The sequence below is a fragment of the Agromyces bracchium genome (assembly GCF_009709675.1).
GTDB classification, from domain to species: Bacteria; Actinomycetota; Actinomycetes; order Actinomycetales; family Microbacteriaceae; genus Agromyces; species Agromyces bracchium.
Genome location: NZ_WMLB01000039.1, coordinates 46799 through 62730, shown reverse-complemented (window position 1 = coordinate 62730; position 15932 = coordinate 46799). Strand labels below are relative to the sequence as shown.

Sequence of the window (15932 nt, the reverse complement as noted above, 5' to 3'; positions counted from 1 at the left end):
TCACTACTGGATAACTTCTGCTTCCCAAGCAGACAGCGCGGGTTCGATTCCCGTCATCGGCTCTTTGTGAATTGCCTGATCATCCAGACATTGAGTCGATCCGCCCGAGCTCGCCGAGGCGCGCCTGCTCAGCAAACACGCGGCGAAGACCTGTAGGGTCTTCGCATTCCAAGGGGAGTACTCCGACACGGTCGCTCGTCATTACGGATGCATGTCGCATCCCGGGCCACCGGTTCCCGGTCGAGGGGATGGAGAAGACCTTGGCGTCGATCCGTTCACGCCAGGTTTGGAGCTTCTCTTGAATGTCACCCCCCTCGTCTGGGTCATCACGGTCGCGGTCACCGTGGCCTTCTTCGTCTACGAGTTCTTCGCCCATGTGCGAAAGCCACACGAGCCGACGATCGGGGAGTCGGCTCGATGGTCGGCGTTCTACGTCGGGCTCGCCCTGCTGTTCGGCGTCGGGATCGGTGTCGTCTCCGGCTGGACGTACGGAGGCGAGTACTTCGCGGGCTACCTGACCGAGAAGGCGTTGTCGGTCGACAACCTGTTCGTCTTCCTCATCGTGATGACGGGCTTCGCCGTGCCGAAGATCTACCAGCAGAAGGTGCTGATGATCGGCATCGTCATCGCGCTCATCCTGCGCGGCGCCTTCATCGCCGTCGGCGCCGCACTGATCGAGAACTTCTCCTGGGTCTTCTACCTGTTCGGTGCGCTGCTGCTGTTCCTCGCCTACCGGCAGGCGTTCTCGCACGGCGACTCGAACCCGGTCGACGGCAGGTTCATGCGATTCGTCCGCCGTCATCTTCGGGTGACGAACGAGTACCACGGGGACAGGCTCACGGTGCGGAGGGACGGCCGGCGATGGGTGACGCCGATGCTGCTGACCATCATCGCCATCGGCTTCGTCGACCTGATCTTCGCCGTCGACTCGATCCCGGCGATCTACGGGCTGACCGAGGAGGCCTACATCGTCTTCACGGCGAACATGTTCGCCTTGATGGGTTTGCGGCAGCTCTTCTTCCTGGTCGGCGGACTGCTCGAGCGGCTGGTCTACCTCACGCAGGGGCTGGCCGTCATCCTGGGCTTCATCGGCGTGAAGCTGCTGATCCACGCCCTGCACAAGAACGAGTTGCCGTTCGTGAACGGCGGCGAGCCGATCACGGTGATCCCCGAGATCCCGATCTGGCTGTCACTACTGTTCATCGCGTCGACGATCGCCGTGGCGACCGCCGCGAGCCTCATCAGCACCCGAGGCGACCGCCGCACGCCGATGGCCGATCAGCCGTCGAACCACGACGCGCAGAAGGAACTCTCATGAGCGCCTCGCCGAGTCCTGCGCGGCGCACGACCACGTGACAGCCCAACCCACCTCTTGATTCGCCGTCGCGACAGGCGCACAGTGGAACTGCGAGGGGGTTCCCATGCGAAGCGCCGAACTGCATCCGGATGTCGTGCCCATCCTGTCGACGGGCCGGCATCGCTCGCCGCGTCGCGGAGCCTGCTTCATGGAGTTCGCGTCGTTCCTCGCCGGCGAACGCTGGAGCGACCATCCGAGCTGCACGCACGGCACCCTCGCGCACCTCGCCCGGTTGGTCAACGACCGGACGAGTGACGCCGGCCGTGCGCGGCTCACGGAACTCATCCCCTCGGTCGTGGGCCTCACGAGCGACGACCCGCTGCTCGATGTGCTCCTCGCCGTGCGGGCCGCGCACGCGGCCCTTCCGGTCGCGGCCGAGGAACGCCAGCGTTCCCAGGCCGTGGGCCTCCGCGCGGCGATGGTCGCGCTCGCGGATCGCGACGACGACGTCTCCGCGGCGGCGCGCGAGCTCGCCGAATCGGCCCTGCGCTCCGCGCCGGCGGCCGACGCCTGGGCCATCCGCTTCATCGACGAGGTCGGCCGTGGCCACCCGCGCACGTCGGTGAAGCAGTACCGCCACGTCATCACCGGGGCCGTCGACGGCATCGCGACGGCCGCGATCGCAGATCGCGACGAGCGGCTCGTCGCACTGCTCACCGCGGCGGTGGCGGACACCGAGCGCTTCGTCGGCAGGCCGGCCGAGCCGACGCACCGCGTCCGAGGGCAAGCACCAGCGGCCGTCGCGACGTAGTCCCACGCGGCAGCCTGCCCGACGCCCCTCGTGGCTCCCGCTCCGCGCGGAGCGCCCGTGCCATGATCCACGCATGCCGAAGCGGCGCAGCGAGCTGAAGAGCACCGGGTACGAGATCTTCGTCGGCGCGCTGTCGGTGCTCTCGATCGTCAACCTCGTCCTGATGTACGCCGTGGTCGACGACGAGGCGCTCGACACCGTGCTCTGGGTGATGAACGCCGTGTTCAGCGCGGTCTTCCTCGTCGACTTCGCCTATCGGCTCACGACCGCGCCGCAGCGCGGCGCATACTTCTTCCGCCACTTCGGGTGGGCCGATCTCCTCGCGAGCCTGCCGTTCGCCCAGCTCAAGATCCTGCGCCTGTTCCGGATCATCCGCGTCATCCGTCTCTTCCGCGAACTCGGAGCGCGCACCATCTGGCGGACCCTCGTGAGGGACCGCGCCGGGAGCGCCCTCTACGCGCTCCTCCTGATGGGGGTGCTCGTACTGCAGTTCGGAAGCCTCACGATGCTCTACCTGGAGCAGTACGCCCCGGGCGCGAACATCACGACCGCGTCGGACGCACTGTGGTACACCGTCGTGACGATCTCGACCGTCGGGTACGGCGACGAGTACCCCGTCACGAACGCGGGCCGGTTCGCGGGCGGCCTCATGATCGTCGTGGGAGTGGGCATCTTCGGCACCTTCACCGGCTACCTCGCGAACCTCTTCCTCGCGCCGCGGAAGGGCGACCGCGAGGATGCCGAGCCGGGCGCCGAGGAGCCGCCGAGCGCGTGACCGCTCGGTTCACGGCGCAGGCCGTGGGTCGACACCGTGGTCGTCGCCGCCGTTCACGCCGGGGAACTGCCGGCGACGTCGCGGCAGCGTCGCGGGCACCGTCTCCCCGGCCGCCGAGCCCGTCGGCGTGTTCGCGGCGTACCAGCGCTGGTACACCTCGACGAGCGGCGCCGACGTGAGGCCGTGCAGGATGATGCTGAGGGCGACGGTCACGACGACCGCCGTGAGCACGGTCTCGCCTTCCGGCACCCCGCGCTCGGCCGCGATCAGGGCGAACACCAGCGAGGCGAGGCCGCGCGGGCCGAACCATCCGATGAAGGCCACCGTCGGCCGACGCGCGCCGCTGCCGGCGAGCGCGATCGCCACGGGAATCATCCGCACGATCGTGAGGCTGAGCGCCGCGTAGACGAAGACCTGCCACGTCGCGTACGGCAGGGCGAGCGCGAGGGCGAGGGCGCCGAACGCGATCCAGGTGACGGCCGCGAGCAGGTCGCCGGCCGCCTCGGAGAGCACGGTGACCTTCGAGCGCACCGGCCCCGCGAGCCGGCCGAAGGCGAGGCCGCCGACGAAGGCCGCGATGAACCCGCTCCCGCCGAGCAGCTGCGCCACGGAGTAGGCGAGCAGCGCCACGGCGAGCGGCAGGATCTGGCGCCACTCGCGGGCGATCCAGCCGCGGGTGTCGGCCGCGTGGAACAGCAGCCCACCGAGGATGCCTGCGGCGAGCCCGGCGGTCAGGCCCCAACCGATCTGCGCCGCCATGCTGCCCGCCACCATGCCGGTGACGCCGGACTCGAACTCGGCATTCGCGATCGACAGCGCCACGAGGAAGAGCGGCACCGCGAGGCCGTCGTTCAGGCCGCTCTCGACATCGAGCGCCTGGCGCACGCGCGGGGGCACCCGCGTGTCGGCCACGACCTTCTGGCCGAGTGCCGCGTCGGTCGGCGCGAGCATGGTCGCGAGCAGGAACGCGGAGGCGAACGCCATGGTCGGGAATACGAGCGCTGCCGCTCCGGCACCGGCGAGGATCGTCAGCGGCAGGCCGATGAGCAGCAGGCGGCTGGGCCAGCCGAGTTGGTGCCGCAGCACGCCGAGGTCGATGCGCGTCGCATCGCTGAAGAGCAGCAGCACGAGGGCGATCTCGGCGATGCGCTCGGCGACGATGGTCTCGAGCGACACGTCGAGCACGGCCGGCGCGACCACGCTCACCCCGAAGCCGACGACCATGAGGAAGAGCGCCGACGTGATTCCGCGGCGGTCCAGCGGCCGCGACAGGGCACTCCAGACGACGATGATCGCCAGCACCACCGTCACCGCAAGCATGCCGACCCCGCCCCCGATCGTCCGCGCGGCCGCCGAGGCGGCCTGTCGTCATCGTACGGATGCCGCGGGCGCGGGCACCACTCCCGCCCCGTTCGCTACGAGTCGCCGAGCACGCCCGCGACCGCGCGCAGCGCCTCGACCCCGCCGGCGCGGTAGCTCTCCCAGTCGCGGCTCCCGCCGCCCGGCATCGCTCGGGCGGCCCACTCGTCGGCGCGCGACGCGGCGAGCGCGGCGATCGTCTCGCCCGCGGCATCCGCCGGGCAGGCCCGCAGCAGTTCGCCGAGCGCGGCCGTGCGGCCCTCGTGGAACTTGCCCGCGGGATGCGACCGGCCGTCCTTCGCGAGCGCGCACGACGTGGCATCCCCCATCGTCTCGGACCAGGCCGCCGCCGCCGAGGCACGGAGGGCACGGAGGTCGTCGCGCACGAGCACGGGCCGAGACGGAGGAAGATCCGGTGAAGCGGCGGCGTGTCGGGGGTGGACACGCGGCTCGCCCGGCGGAATCTCCTCCGTCTCGGCCCGTGGGTCTCGGCGGAACCGGCTCAGCGGCATCGGCTCGACGACATCGGCGCGGGGCGGCGCCGGCTCAGCGGCCGAAGAGCTTCGCGAAGAAGCCCGTCGACGGCTCGTTCTCGTGGCCCGCGCAGCGCTGGTTGCGCGGCACGCCGCGCATGACCTGGTCGACGTGCTGGCCGCAACCGGCCCAGGTGGTCTTGCCGCACTTGCGGCACGTGACGGCTCGGCACATGTGGTTCTCCTCGGTTCGAAGCGTGGTGGGTGGGGCGGATGCCGCGGCTCAGCGGTCGCCGTGGTCGCCGTCGCACCACCGGTCGGCCGGGACGACGTCCTTCACCGAGTCGATGTGCTGGCCGCAGCCCGACCAGGTGGTCTTGCCGCAGGAACAGGTGACGGGGCTGCACATGATGGTTCTCCTCGAGAGTCGTGGGTGTGCGTGGGTGGTCGTGGGAAGCCGGGAGGCTCAGGCGGCGACCGCTGCGGTCTCGCGGGGCTCGGCGTTGATGCGGGCCGACTCGCCGGCCTGCCAGGTCAGGAAGCCGCCGTCGAGGTTCACGGCCTCGCGGCCGAGCTGCGCGAGCAGGCGCACCGCGGTGTGGCCGCGCTGGCCGACCTTGCAGTGCACGATGAGGCGCCCGGCGGGCAACTCGTCGACACGCGCGCGGATCTCGTCGAGCGGCACGTTGATCGAGCCCGGGATGGCGCCCGCGGCGACCTCGCCCGGCGTGCGGACGTCGACGAGCACGTCGCCCGCCTCCATCGCCGCGTCGAGCTCGTGCCACTGGATCGAGGGGGTGAGCCCCTCGAGCGCGTTGAGCGCGACGTAGCCGAGCATGTTCACCGGGTCCTTCGCCGAGGAGAACTGCGGCGCGTACGCCAGCTCGAGGTCGGCGAGGTCGGACGCCGTGAGGCCGCCGGCCATCGCCGTCGCGATGACGTCGATGCGCTTGTCGACGCCGTCGCCGCCGATGCCCTGCGCGCCGAGGATCTCGTCGGTCTCGGCGTCGACCACGAGCTTCAGCGCCATCTGCTCGGCGCCCGGGTAGTACCCGGTGTGCGAGGCGGGGTGCGTGTGGATGACGCGGATCTCGCGCCCGACGCGGCGGAGCAGCTTCTCGGGCCAGCCGGTGGTGGCGATCGTGAGGCCCATGAGGCCGACGACGGCAGTGCCGAGGGCGTCACGAACGCGGATGTCGCGGCCCGCGATCACGTCGGCCGCGAGCCGCCCGTGGCGGTTGGCGAGGCCCGCGAGCGCGACGAGCCGGTGCTCGCCGCTGATCGCGTCGACCTTCTCGACGGCGTCGCCGATGGCCCAGATGTGCGGGTCGCTCGTTCGCAGGTCGTCGCCGACCCGGATGCCGCCGCGCTCGCCGACCTCGAGGCCGGCGGCGACCGCCAGCGTCGTGTCGGGGCGCACGCCGATCGATCCGAGCACGAACTCGGCCGGCACGGTGGTGCCGTCGCTGAGCAGTGCGGTGTCGGCGTGGAGCTCGGTCACCTGCGTGCCGAGGCGCACGTCGACACCGGCGTCGCGGAGGCGGTCGGCCACGGGCGCGGCCATCTCGGGGTCGAGCGGCGGGAGGACCTGGTCGCCGAGCTCGACGAGCGTGACCTCGAGGCCGCGGTGCACGAGGTTCTCGACCATCTCGAGGCCGATGAACCCGGCGCCGATGACGAGCGCGGTGCGCGGGGCGACCTCGAGCTCGGCCATCGCGCGGTCGACGTCGTCGATGTCGCGCAGGGTCAGCATGCGGTCGCCGCCCGGCATGGGCGGGCGGACCGGGGTCGCGCCGGGAGAGAGCACGAGGGCGTCGTACGCCTCGGTCGTCTCGTCGCCCGTCACGAGGTCGCGCACGAGCACGGTCTTCGCGTCGCGGTCGATGGCGACGGCCTCGGTGCGCACGCGCACGTCGAGGTTGAACCGGCTGCCGAGCGACGCGGGGGTCTGCAGGAGGAGGCTGGAGCGCTCCTCGATGACGCCGCCGAGGTAGTACGGCAGGCCGCAGTTGGCGAACGAGACGTGGCCGCCGCGCTCGAGCACGATGATGTCGGCGTGCTCGTCGAGGCGACGGAGGCGGGTGGCTGCGGACATGCCGCCCGCGACGCCGCCGATGATGAGGTACCGCTTCGAGGTCATGTCAGTACGGTAGCAATACCCCCGGGGTATTGTCAAAATACCCTTCAGGTATCGCTCAGGCGCGTCGGCGGATGCCTCGGCGAGCGGACGGCCGCGGGCCGACGACGACGGGCCCCCGCCGAGGTCGGCGAGGGCCCAAGGAGCACTGATCGGCCGGGACCGTCAGTCACCGTCGCGATCGGACCCGGGGCGATCGCCCTTCCGCGACCCCGCGTCATCCGCCTGGGAATCCGCATCGTCGGGCTGCGACCCGGCGTCCTCGCCCTGGTCGCCCGCGCCGGCGCCCTCGGAGGCCTCCTCGCCCGTGCCGATACCTGAACCGACGTTCTCGTCGGCGGTCTCGAGGCCGGACTCGGCGTCCTCGTCGGCGTGCTCGTCCGCCGTGTCGAGGCCGGAACCGGCCCGCTCCTCGGCGTCGTCGAGGCCGGTGCTCGCGTCGACGCCCTCACCACCTTCGACGCCCTCGTGGCCCTCGTGGCCGTCGTCGTCGGTCGCGACGCCGTCGGCACCCGTACCGCCCGCGCGATCCGCGCCCGGCTGCGTGCCGGCCACCTGATCGAACACGACCTGCGCGGGTTCGGGCAGCATGCCCGCCGCACCGGCCGCACCCGCACCGGACGCGCCGACCGCCACCGCGGCCACCGCGCCCATCGAGATCTTCGCCGCGAGCCCCAGGCCCGCGAACCACTCCATCACCACTCGTCTCCGCGCCGACGACGCCCGTGCAGAGGCGGGCGCCGCCTCGTCCGGGTACTCATCAGGTGCGAGCCCGAGGCCGGCGCCGTGGCCGACGTGAAGTCGGAGGGCCACCGCGGCGCTCGGCCGCGGCGACCCCCCGGATGACGACTCCCGGAAGCCGGCGATCGCGTCGGCGAGGGGGGAGAGGTCTTCACGGCCGTGGGGGGAACGGCCGCGAACGAGTGCCTCCGCGATCTCGTCGGTGATCCGGTTCGTCGTCATCTCACTTCCCGCCATCGTCGAAAGCCCGCGCAGGGGTACGGCCGGAGGAGATCTTCCTGCGAAGGGATTCCAGGGCACGTCGCTGCAGCGCCTTCACGGCGCCGGGTCGCTTGCCGAGCACGGCCGCGACCTGCTCGACCGTCAGGTCGCCCAGGATGCGCAGCACCATCACGTCGCGCTGGTCGGGCGCGAGCGAGTCGATGAGCTCGCGCGCGGCTCGATCGCCGAGGCGTCCGAACGCCTCGTCCTCGGCGCTCGGCGCACGGCGGTCGTCGAGCTCTTGCTGCCACTCCTCGTGCTCGCCCCGGCGCCCGCGGCGGCGCAGCTCGTCGGTGAGCCGGCGGTACGCGATCGTGAACACGAACGCCCGGAACTCGGCCTCGCCGCCGTGGAAGGCGCCGATCCGGTCGAACACCGCGAGGAAGACCTCACTCGTCAGATCGTCGGGCTCGCGCGATCCACGTGCACGAAGGAATGCCGCGACGGCGGGCGCGTACTCGTTCCAGAGTTCGGTGTTCGCCCATCGCGCATCCGCCTGCGCCGCCGCAAGGATGGCTTGGAACGGCTCCGCTCCCATCGCGCGGCGCACGCGCGGTGCGAGCTCGGCTCGCATCGGGGGGTGCGCGAGTGCGCCGTCGGGGTCGGCCACCCGCCGAGTGTATGGCACCCGGAGCGGGGGACGACAGTCTACGTTTCCGCAGCCGTCAGCGCCGACGCCGCGAACCGCCCCGGCGCATCGTCCACGCGAGGTACCCGCCGAGCGAACCGATCACGCCGAGGCCCGTGCCGAGCATGACGCCCTCCCACGACCGCCACCGGCGCTCGCTCGTCACGAGGCTGCCGACGCCCGTGATGAACGCGGCGCTGATCATGCCGGCGACGAGCCGATTGCCGATGCGCTCGGCGCGGCCCACGAGCGGCTCGAGCTCGGCGGCGCGCAGGTGCACCTGGATCCCGCCCTCGTCGGCGTGCTCGAGAAGGCGCCGCAGGGTGCCGGGCATGTCGAGCGCGAGCTCCCCGAGGTCGGCCGTCGCCCGGGCGATGCGCTTGGCGAGCACGATCGCGGTGAGCCGCTCGCGCGCCAGCCGCTGCGCGTACGGCCTGAGCGTCTCGCCGAGCCGGAACTCCGGATCGAGTCGGAGCGCCAGGCCCTCGATCACGAGCAGCGCCTTGAAGAGCAGAGCCATCTCGCGCGGGAGCCGCAACCGGTGGCGGCGCAGGATGCCGAAGAGCTCGGCGATCATGCGTGCGAACGGGGTGTCGCGCAGCGAGTCGAGCCGGTACCGCGCGAGGAAGTCGGCGAGGTCGTCCTGCAGGAGCTCGCGGTCGACGCCGGCGGACGTCGGCGACAGGTCGATGAGCGCCGACGCGAGCCGCTCGGGGTCGCCGCGCACGAGGGCGACGAAGAGCGCGCCGAGCTGGTCGCGCAGCGACTCGTCGATCTCGCCGACCATGCCGAAGTCGATGAGCGCGATCGTGCCGTCGGGTTGCACGAACAGGTTGCCGGGGTGCGGGTCGGCGTGGAAGAAGCGGTCCTCGAACGTCATCTTGAGGACGATCTCGGCGCCGCGACGGGCGACGCGCTTCCGGTCGACGCCGGCCGCGTCGAGCGCGGCCGCATCGCCCACGTTGAGTCCCGTCATCCGCTCGAGGGTCAGCACCCGCGAGGTCGTGTACTCCCAGAACACGCGCGGGATCGCGACATCCGTCTCGAACTCGAAGTCCTCGGCGAACCGCTCGGCGTTGCGCCCCTCCTTGAGGTAGTCGAGCTCCGCGAGCAGGGTCTGCGCGAACTCCTCCGCCAGGCCCCGCGCGTCGTGCTCGCGGGCCAGGGTCCACGTGCGGGTCGCGCGGTCGGCGAGGTTTCGCATGATCTCGAGGTCCTGCTGCACCTGCGCGACAGCGCCCGGCCGGCGGACCTTCACGACGACCTCCGTGCCGTCGTGGAGGACGGCGACGTGCGCCTGCCCGATCGAGGCGGAGGCCAGCGGCACGTCCTCGAACGAGGCGAACAGCTCGTCGGCGTCCGCGCCCAGTTCGCTCGCGATCACGGCCCGGATCTGCTCGACGGGCACGGGCGGAGCGGCGTCCTGCAGCTTCGCGAGCTCGTCCGCATACGCGGGGGGCACGAGATCGGAGCGCGTGGAGAGCAGCTGACCGAACTTGATGAAGGTCGGCCCGAGCTCCTCGAGCGCTCGCCGCACGTGCTCGGGCGCGGCGGCCGCCGCCGCGGCATCCATCGCCGCCGTGTCGGCGTCGGGGGATGCGCGACGGAACGGGTTGCGACGCCCCGCGCCGACCAGCCCGGCGAGGAAGCCGAAGCTGTGCCGGCGCAGGACCGCCGCGATCTCGCGGTACCGCGCCCGGTGCCGCGCGTCGGTCGACCCGCCGCTCAGAACTTCGACCCCAGCGCCTTCGCCTTGATCGCCTCGAACTCGCCGTCGCTGATGACGCCCTGGTCGCGCAGCGCCTGCGCCTTCGCGATCTCCTCGGACGGGCTCGCGAACGAGATCTGACGGTACTCCTCGGCCGTGTGGGTCTCGTACTCGACCTGCTTGCGTGCCGAGCGCTCGGCCATCCCCCGACCGCGCGCGATCAGGTACACGAGCCCCGTGATCCACGGCAGGAACACGAGGAAGATGATCCACACCGCCTTCAGCCACCCGTTCAGCGAGTGGTCGCGGAAGATGTCGATCACGATGTAGATCAGCACCATCAGGTACGCGACGTACGCGAAGATCCAGAAGAAGAACCAGAACCACTGCCAGAGATCCACGGGGTGTCCTTTCGACGACGGCCTCGACGAGTCACACGGTACTCGCGAGGCCCCCAGATCAACGGCCTTTGGTCCCGATTTTCCCCGCTGGCGCGTCGATACATTTCGCGTAAGCCGATCGCGAGGGGGGCGTGGGCCATGATGCTGTGGAGCCTGAACGGGGCGGTTCGGCGATGAGCGCGGCGGATGCCGCGGCCGGGCGCCCGCGGAATGCGGCGATGTCGAAGGCGAAGGCCGTGCCGGGCACGGTCTGGATCTCGTGGATCGCGCTGGCGCTCATGACGACGAGTTCGGTGGCGAGCCTCCGACCCGCGCCGACGATGGCGGTCTACGGGCTCGCCGCGATCTTCCTCTACCTCGTCCCGGCGATCGTGTTCCTGCTGCCGACGTCGCTCGTCGCCGCGGAGCTCGCCTCCGGCTGGGAGGGCGGGGTCTACAAGTGGGTGTCGACCGGCATCTCGAAGCCGATGGGCTTCCTGGCGGTGTGGTGCCAGTTCGCGATGACGATCTTCTACTATCCGACGCTGCTCGGATTCGTGGCGTCGACGCTCGCCTACGTGATCAATCCGGCCCTGGCCTCGAGCGGCGTCTGGACGGCGCTCGTCATCATGGTCTGCTACTGGTCGGGCGTGTTCATCTCGTCGCGCGGCACCAAGGCCGTCGCCGGCCTGGCGAGCGGCGGACTGATCATCGGAACCCTCATCCCGGGCGCCGTGCTGATCTTCCTCGGCGCGGTCTTCCTCGGGCAGGGCAACCCGTCGGCCGCGCCGATGACCGTCGACAACCTCCTCCCGCAGTGGGCCGGCCTCGCGAGCCTCGTGCTCATCGTCAACAACTTCCTGTCGTACAGCGGCATGGAGATGAACGCGGTGCACGTCTCGTCGCTGAAGAACCCGGGACGCGACTACCCCAAGGCGATCTTCCTGGCCATGGGTCTCGTGCTCCTCATCTTCATCCTCCCGGCGCTCGCGATCAGCTGGATCATCCCGGCCGAGCAGCTCTCGCTCACGGCCGGCGTGATGCAGGCGTTCGAGGCCGTGTTCGCCGCGTTCTCGGTGTCGTGGCTGACACCGATCGTGGGCATCATGCTCGTCGCGGCATCCCTCGGCGGCATGCTCACCTGGCTCGCCGGACCGTCGAAGGGCCTCCTGCTGATCTCGCGCGAGGAGGGCTACCTCCCGCCGTTCCTGCAGAAGCTCAACAAGAACGGCATCCAGCAGAACCTGCTCGTGACCCAGGGCGTCATCACCTCGATCATCGCCCTCGGCTACGCGCTCATCCCGAACGTGTCGAGCGCCTACTGGATCTTCTCGGTGATCACCACGCAGGTGTACCTGATCATGTACCTGCTGATGTTCGTCGCCGCGATCCGGCTGCGGAGGACGCACCCCGACCACCCGCGCGGCTACCGCGCCCCGATGCTCATCGGCCTCGCCGGAATGGGCTTCGCGGCATCGCTCGCGGCGCTCCTCGTCGGGTTCATCCCGCCGTCCCAGTTCGGCGGCGGCGACCCGATCGTGTACCTCCTCATCGTCGCGGGCGGCGCGCTCGGGCTCGGCCTGCTGGTGCCGTTCCTCTTCTACCGGTTCCGGAAGCCCTCGTGGAAGCTCCCGCCCGAGTCCGGGCCGGTGCCCGAGGGCGGGGTGGATGGCGCGGCCGACGCCGGGACCACCGAACCGTCGTCGAAGCCCGACTCCGAGGGGAGCGGATCATGAGCACGCAGACCGAGAAGCAGACCGGGCGCGAACGGTCGATCATCTACATCGTCGCGGTCGTGGTCCTCGTCGTGCTCGTCGTCATCGGGCTCCTGAACCTGCGCGCAGCGCGCCAGACCGCGGAGGCCGAGGAGAAGGCGGAGGAGCTCATCCAGGCGCTCGAGGACGCCGGCGTCGACGTGAGCCTGACGTCGCAGCAGATCGCGTCGGTGCTCGGCGACGACGGCGGCGCCGTCTGCGCGAACCCGAACGAGGCGCTCTCGCGGTCCGTCCTGCTGAGCCAGCTCGCGAACGGGGCAGGCGGGCCGGGAACGCGACCGGTCATCGTCGAGTCGCGCCTGCTCCAGGGGCAGCTGCTCATCATCGAGACCTACTGCCCCGACGAGCTCGACGAGTTCCAGCAGTTCGTCGACGACCTGGAGACGATCGACGGCGGCGACTCGTGAGCGGCGACATCCGCGCTCGCATCGGCGAGATGATGCCGGCCGCGCACGACGAGCTCGCCGAGCTCGTGGCGATGCGCTCGGTCGCCGACCCGCGGCAGTTCCCGCCCGAGGAGTGCGCTCGCGCCGCGGCGTGGGTCCGCGACCGGTTCGCGGAGCTCGGCGTCGCCGACGCGCGCCTCGCGCGCACGCCCGACGGCTCCGACGCCGTCGTCGGGTCGCGACCGTCGACGGCGACGGATGCCCCGACGGTGCTGCTGTACGCCCACTACGACGTGCAGCCGCCGCTCGACGAGTCCGCCTGGCGTACGCCGCCGTTCGAGCTCACCGAGGTCGACGGGCGCTGGCACGGCCGCGGCGCCGCGGACTGCAAGGGCAACATCCTCATGCACCTGCTCGCACTGCGCGCGCTCGGCGACGACATCCCGGTGAACCTGAAGCTCGTCGTCGAGGGCTCGGAGGAGCAGGGCACGGGCGGGCTCGAGCGATACGTCGAGGCGAACCCCGACGTGCTGCGCGCCGATGCGATCCTCGTGTGCGACACGGGCAATGCCGCGGTCGGCCGGCCCGCCGCGACCGTGACGCTGCGCGGCATGGCGAACGTCGTCGTGCACGTCGAGGCGCTCGCCTCCGAGGTGCACTCGGGCATGTTCGGCGGGCCCGCGCCCGACGCGCTCGCGGCGCTCGTCGCGATGCTCGCGTCGCTCCGCGACGACGCGGGGAACACCACGATCGACGGGCTCGACGGCACCGCGACATGGACGGGCGCGCCCTACGACCCCGGCCAGTTCCGCACCGACGCGGGCGTGCTCGACGGCGTCGACCTGCTCGGCGACGGGAGCGTGGCCGATGGGCTCTGGGCCCGCCCGGCGCTCACCGTGCTCGGCATCGACGCCCCGAAGGTGGTCGGCTCGACCGCGGCGATCGTGCCGCGCGCGGCGGCGCGGCTCAACCTCCGCGTGCCGCCCGGCATGGACTCGCAGGTCGCGCACGACGCGCTCGCGGCGCACCTGCGCGCGCACGCCCCCTGGAACGTGCGCGTCGAGGTCGAGACCGAGGCGATCGGGTCGGCGTTCCGCGCCGAGACCGACGGGCCAGCGTTCCACGCCATGGCGGCCGCGATGCAGGAGGCCTACGGCACCCCGATGACCACGCTCGGCCAGGGCGGCTCGATCCCTCTGTGCAACGTGTTCGCCGAGACGTACCCCGGCGCCGAGATCATCCTCATGGGCGTCGAGGAGCCGCTCGCGCTCATCCACGCGCCGAACGAGAGCGTCGACCCGTCGGAGATCGAGCACCTGGCGATCGCGGAGGCGCTCTTCCTCCGCTCGTACGGGGGCGCCGCGCGCTGAGGTTCGCCTCGAAGTGCGATTGCGCCGAGCGCCGCCCACGCTCACGCGACCCGGATGGCGCCCATCATGCCGAGGTCCTCGTGGTCGAGGATGTGGCAATGGTAGACCGTGCGCCCGGTGATGCCCTCGAACGCGATGCGCACGACGACCCGGCCGCCGGCCGGCACGGGCACCACGTCGCGCCGGTCGACCCCCGTCACGGGCTTCCCGTCGACCTCGACGAGCTGCATCGGCCACACGTGCAGGTGGAACGGATGGTCCATCGTGCTCGTGTTCTCGATCGTCCACTCCTCGATCGTCCCGGCCGGCTGCTCGATGTCCGTGCGGCCCTCGGCGAAGGTCCGCCCGTCGATCGTGAACCCCATCCCCTGGCCCATGCCGCCGCCCATGGCGCCCATCGCGAGCGTGAGCGTCCGGCGTCCGGTCACCTCCTCGTCACGCAGGTCGCGAGGGGCGGCGGATGCCGCGGGCAGCGGTGCGACGGAGGCCGCGGCATCCCCCGACACGACGAACCGCGCCAGGTCGGCGCCGGTCGTCGCGCTGCGCGGCGCGCCCATCATGCCCATGCTGCCGCGGTCGAACGGCAGGGTCTGCAGCACGGCCTCGCCGGCGGTCGCCTCGACGAGCACGTCGGCGCGGTTGCCCGGCAGCAGCACGATCTCGTCGACCTCGCGCGGCTCGGGGAAGCGTCCGGCGTCGATGCCGAGCAGGTGCATCCGCTGCCCGTCGAGCCTCAAGCGCAGGTACCGCGAGGTGCAGGCGTTCACGATCCGCCAGCGCTCGCGCGCGCCCGGCGCCGCGACCATCGTGGGGAGCAGCTGCCCGTTGACGAGCACGAGGTCGCCCTCCCGGCCGAGCATGCGCTCGACCCGCGTCGCGGCGGCGACGTCGCCGTTCGCGTCGAAGGCGATGTCGGCGATGACGAGCACGCGCTCGCGCGCGACCGGGAGCGGCTCCGGCTCCTCGACGACGATCGCACCGTAGAGACCGGCGAACAGCTGCTCGGCGGTCGTGCCGTGGTGGTGCGGGTGGTACCAGAACACGCCGGTCGGGTGGTCGTCGCCGAGCTCGTACGCGTAGTCGAACGTGCCGCCCGCCGGGATCATGACGAACACGTTGTCGGAGTTCCGCTCGGGCGAGACCTCGAGGCCGTGCGTGTGCAGGTTCGTCGTGGCGCCGAGGTCGTTGCGGTAGCGGAGGGAGATCCGGTCGCCTGCACGGACCCGAAGCGTGGGGCCGGGCATGCCGCCCTCGAACCCCAGGACACGCACCTGCCGGTCGCCGACCGTCGCCGTCGTGACCGCCGCGCTGAGCTCGAGGTCGAGCCGTCCGCCCGAGCTCGCGCGCACCTCGGGTTCGCGGAACGTCTCCTCCTTCGCGCTCCCGTCGCCGGACGGCGGGGCGTCGGTGCTCCCGGGCGCGGCGGAGTCGGGCTCGACGACGCGGGAGCCGGTCCACCACGCGAGCCCGCCCGCGCCGACCGCGATCGCGCCGACCGCTGCGGCGCCGCCGATCAGGACGGCCCGGCGGCTCGGGCCGGATCCGCTGGAGTCGGGGCCGGTCACTCGCCGAGCGCCGCGAAGAGCTCGTAGACCATAAACGCCGGCCAGAACAGGCCCTGGAAGATCGCCCAGACGTACTCCCAGAACGCGTCGGCCTGCTGCCAGAAGTACACCCAGGCCCCGAAGATCCCGAGACCGTAGATCGCGCCGCCGCCGGCGAGACCCGCGTTCGAACCGTTGCTCATCGCGCACCTCCTGCGATCGAGGCTAGGCGGCGTGCCCGCGCCGCCACGGGTCCAACGGCCCCCGACGGCGGCGCGCGGACGGGA

General features: G+C 71.5%; 17 protein-coding genes. 6 read left to right on the top strand and 11 right to left on the bottom strand.

The window, feature by feature from the left end; all coding sequences use genetic code 11:
• The first annotated feature begins 298 nt into the window (after positions 1 to 298).
• The 3 genes from GJ743_RS16700 to GJ743_RS16690 all read left to right on the top strand — a co-directional run bounded on the left by GJ743_RS16700 (position 299) and on the right by GJ743_RS16690 (position 2883).
• A complete protein-coding gene (locus GJ743_RS16700) occupies positions 299 to 1318 on the top strand; it encodes a TerC family protein (protein WP_155053034.1) in 1020 nt (339 codons plus the stop codon).
• A 103-nt stretch (positions 1319 to 1421) separates the two neighbouring features.
• The gene (locus GJ743_RS16695; RefSeq protein WP_155053033.1) at positions 1422 to 2108 is read left to right on the top strand and encodes a hypothetical protein; all 687 of its coding nucleotides are present in this window, start codon (positions 1422 to 1424) and stop codon (positions 2106 to 2108) included.
• A 73-nt stretch (positions 2109 to 2181) separates the two neighbouring features.
• On the top strand, positions 2182 to 2883 hold the full coding sequence (locus GJ743_RS16690; RefSeq protein ID WP_155053032.1) for an ion transporter: 702 nt from the start codon (positions 2182 to 2184) through the stop codon (positions 2881 to 2883).
• A gap of 9 nt (positions 2884 to 2892) precedes the next feature.
• Here the strand turns inward: GJ743_RS16690 and GJ743_RS16685 are convergent, their stop codons facing one another.
• The 9 genes from GJ743_RS16685 to GJ743_RS16650 all read right to left on the bottom strand — a co-directional run bounded on the left by GJ743_RS16685 (position 2893) and on the right by GJ743_RS16650 (position 10591).
• Positions 2893 to 4203, bottom strand: coding sequence for a cation:proton antiporter (locus GJ743_RS16685; protein ID WP_155053031.1), 1311 nt, complete (start codon positions 4201 to 4203; stop codon positions 2893 to 2895).
• A gap of 95 nt (positions 4204 to 4298) precedes the next feature.
• Positions 4299 to 4634: a hypothetical protein gene (locus tag GJ743_RS16680; RefSeq protein ID WP_155053030.1), complete on the bottom strand. Its 336-nt coding sequence runs from the start codon at positions 4632 to 4634 to the stop codon at positions 4299 to 4301.
• Positions 4635 to 4788: 154 nt separating this feature from the next.
• The gene (locus tag GJ743_RS16675; protein ID WP_155053029.1) at positions 4789 to 4950 is read right to left on the bottom strand and encodes a hypothetical protein; all 162 of its coding nucleotides are present in this window, start codon (positions 4948 to 4950) and stop codon (positions 4789 to 4791) included.
• Positions 4951 to 4998: 48 nt separating this feature from the next.
• On the bottom strand, positions 4999 to 5124 hold the full coding sequence (locus GJ743_RS20020; protein ID WP_268865831.1) for a hypothetical protein: 126 nt from the start codon (positions 5122 to 5124) through the stop codon (positions 4999 to 5001).
• A gap of 57 nt (positions 5125 to 5181) precedes the next feature.
• Positions 5182 to 6855: an FAD-dependent oxidoreductase gene (locus GJ743_RS16670; RefSeq protein ID WP_155053028.1), complete on the bottom strand. Its 1674-nt coding sequence runs from the start codon at positions 6853 to 6855 to the stop codon at positions 5182 to 5184.
• 162 nt (positions 6856 to 7017) lie between these two features.
• Positions 7018 to 7815 carry a hypothetical protein gene (locus tag GJ743_RS16665; RefSeq protein WP_155053027.1) on the bottom strand — a complete coding sequence of 266 codons (798 nt, stop codon included), beginning with the start codon at positions 7813 to 7815 and terminating at the stop codon, positions 7018 to 7020.
• A 1-nt stretch (position 7816) separates the two neighbouring features.
• Positions 7817 to 8464, bottom strand: a complete 648-nt coding sequence (locus tag GJ743_RS16660) for an RNA polymerase sigma factor (RefSeq protein ID WP_155053026.1) — start codon at positions 8462 to 8464, stop codon at positions 7817 to 7819.
• Positions 8465 to 8519: 55 nt separating this feature from the next.
• Positions 8520 to 10055 carry an ABC1 kinase family protein gene (locus GJ743_RS16655; protein ID WP_230386860.1) on the bottom strand — a complete coding sequence of 512 codons (1536 nt, stop codon included), beginning with the start codon at positions 10053 to 10055 and terminating at the stop codon, positions 8520 to 8522.
• A 152-nt stretch (positions 10056 to 10207) separates the two neighbouring features.
• Entirely contained in the window at positions 10208 to 10591 is a 384-nt protein-coding gene (locus GJ743_RS16650; RefSeq protein ID WP_328289292.1) for an SHOCT domain-containing protein, read from the bottom strand.
• Between the two features lie 218 nt (positions 10592 to 10809).
• Here GJ743_RS16650 and GJ743_RS16645 point away from each other — a divergent pair, with 218 nt between their 5' ends.
• From GJ743_RS16645 to GJ743_RS16635, 3 genes are read left to right on the top strand one after another with little or no spacing between them, the layout of a single operon-like run.
• Positions 10810 to 12306, top strand: coding sequence for an APC family permease (locus GJ743_RS16645; RefSeq protein WP_230386859.1), 1497 nt, complete (start codon positions 10810 to 10812; stop codon positions 12304 to 12306).
• Positions 12303 to 12752, top strand: a complete 450-nt coding sequence (locus tag GJ743_RS16640) for a hypothetical protein (protein ID WP_155053025.1) — start codon at positions 12303 to 12305, stop codon at positions 12750 to 12752. The genes GJ743_RS16645 and GJ743_RS16640 overlap by 4 nt, the downstream gene beginning before the upstream one ends.
• The gene (locus GJ743_RS16635; protein WP_328289291.1) at positions 12749 to 14101 is read left to right on the top strand and encodes a dipeptidase; all 1353 of its coding nucleotides are present in this window, start codon (positions 12749 to 12751) and stop codon (positions 14099 to 14101) included. Before GJ743_RS16640 ends, GJ743_RS16635 begins: the two co-directional genes overlap by 4 nt.
• A 41-nt stretch (positions 14102 to 14142) precedes the next feature.
• On the opposite strand, the gene GJ743_RS16630 is transcribed toward GJ743_RS16635, so the two are convergent.
• Positions 14143 to 15666 (bottom strand): multicopper oxidase family protein, encoded by a 1524-nt coding sequence (locus GJ743_RS16630; protein ID WP_328289290.1) that lies wholly within the window; start codon positions 15664 to 15666, stop codon positions 14143 to 14145.
• Complete coding sequence (locus GJ743_RS16625) at positions 15663 to 15848, bottom strand: hypothetical protein (protein WP_155053041.1); 186 nt, start codon at positions 15846 to 15848, stop codon at positions 15663 to 15665. Before GJ743_RS16625 ends, GJ743_RS16630 begins: the two co-directional genes overlap by 4 nt.
• Positions 15849 to 15932 lie beyond the last annotated feature (84 nt).

Coding starts and splice junctions, on each gene's coding strand:
- GJ743_RS16675 (WP_155053029.1), bottom strand. CDS start 4,950: ATGTGCCGAGCCGTCACGTGCCGCAAGTGCGGCAAGACCACCTGGGCC.
- GJ743_RS16645 (WP_230386859.1), top strand. CDS start 10,810: ATGTCGAAGGCGAAGGCCGTGCCGGGCACGGTCTGGATCTCGTGGATC.
- GJ743_RS16670 (WP_155053028.1), bottom strand. CDS start 6,855: ATGACCTCGAAGCGGTACCTCATCATCGGCGGCGTCGCGGGCGGCATG.
- GJ743_RS16640 (WP_155053025.1), top strand. CDS start 12,303: ATGAGCACGCAGACCGAGAAGCAGACCGGGCGCGAACGGTCGATCATC.
- GJ743_RS16690 (WP_155053032.1), top strand. CDS start 2,182: ATGCCGAAGCGGCGCAGCGAGCTGAAGAGCACCGGGTACGAGATCTTC.
- GJ743_RS20020 (WP_268865831.1), bottom strand. CDS start 5,124: ATGTGCAGCCCCGTCACCTGTTCCTGCGGCAAGACCACCTGGTCGGGC.
- GJ743_RS16695 (WP_155053033.1), top strand. CDS start 1,422: ATGCGAAGCGCCGAACTGCATCCGGATGTCGTGCCCATCCTGTCGACG.
- GJ743_RS16625 (WP_155053041.1), bottom strand. CDS start 15,848: ATGAGCAACGGTTCGAACGCGGGTCTCGCCGGCGGCGGCGCGATCTAC.
- GJ743_RS16685 (WP_155053031.1), bottom strand. CDS start 4,203: ATGCTTGCGGTGACGGTGGTGCTGGCGATCATCGTCGTCTGGAGTGCC.
- GJ743_RS16665 (WP_155053027.1), bottom strand. CDS start 7,815: ATGACGACGAACCGGATCACCGACGAGATCGCGGAGGCACTCGTTCGC.
- GJ743_RS16655 (WP_230386860.1), bottom strand. CDS start 10,055: ATGGATGCCGCGGCGGCGGCCGCCGCGCCCGAGCACGTGCGGCGAGCG.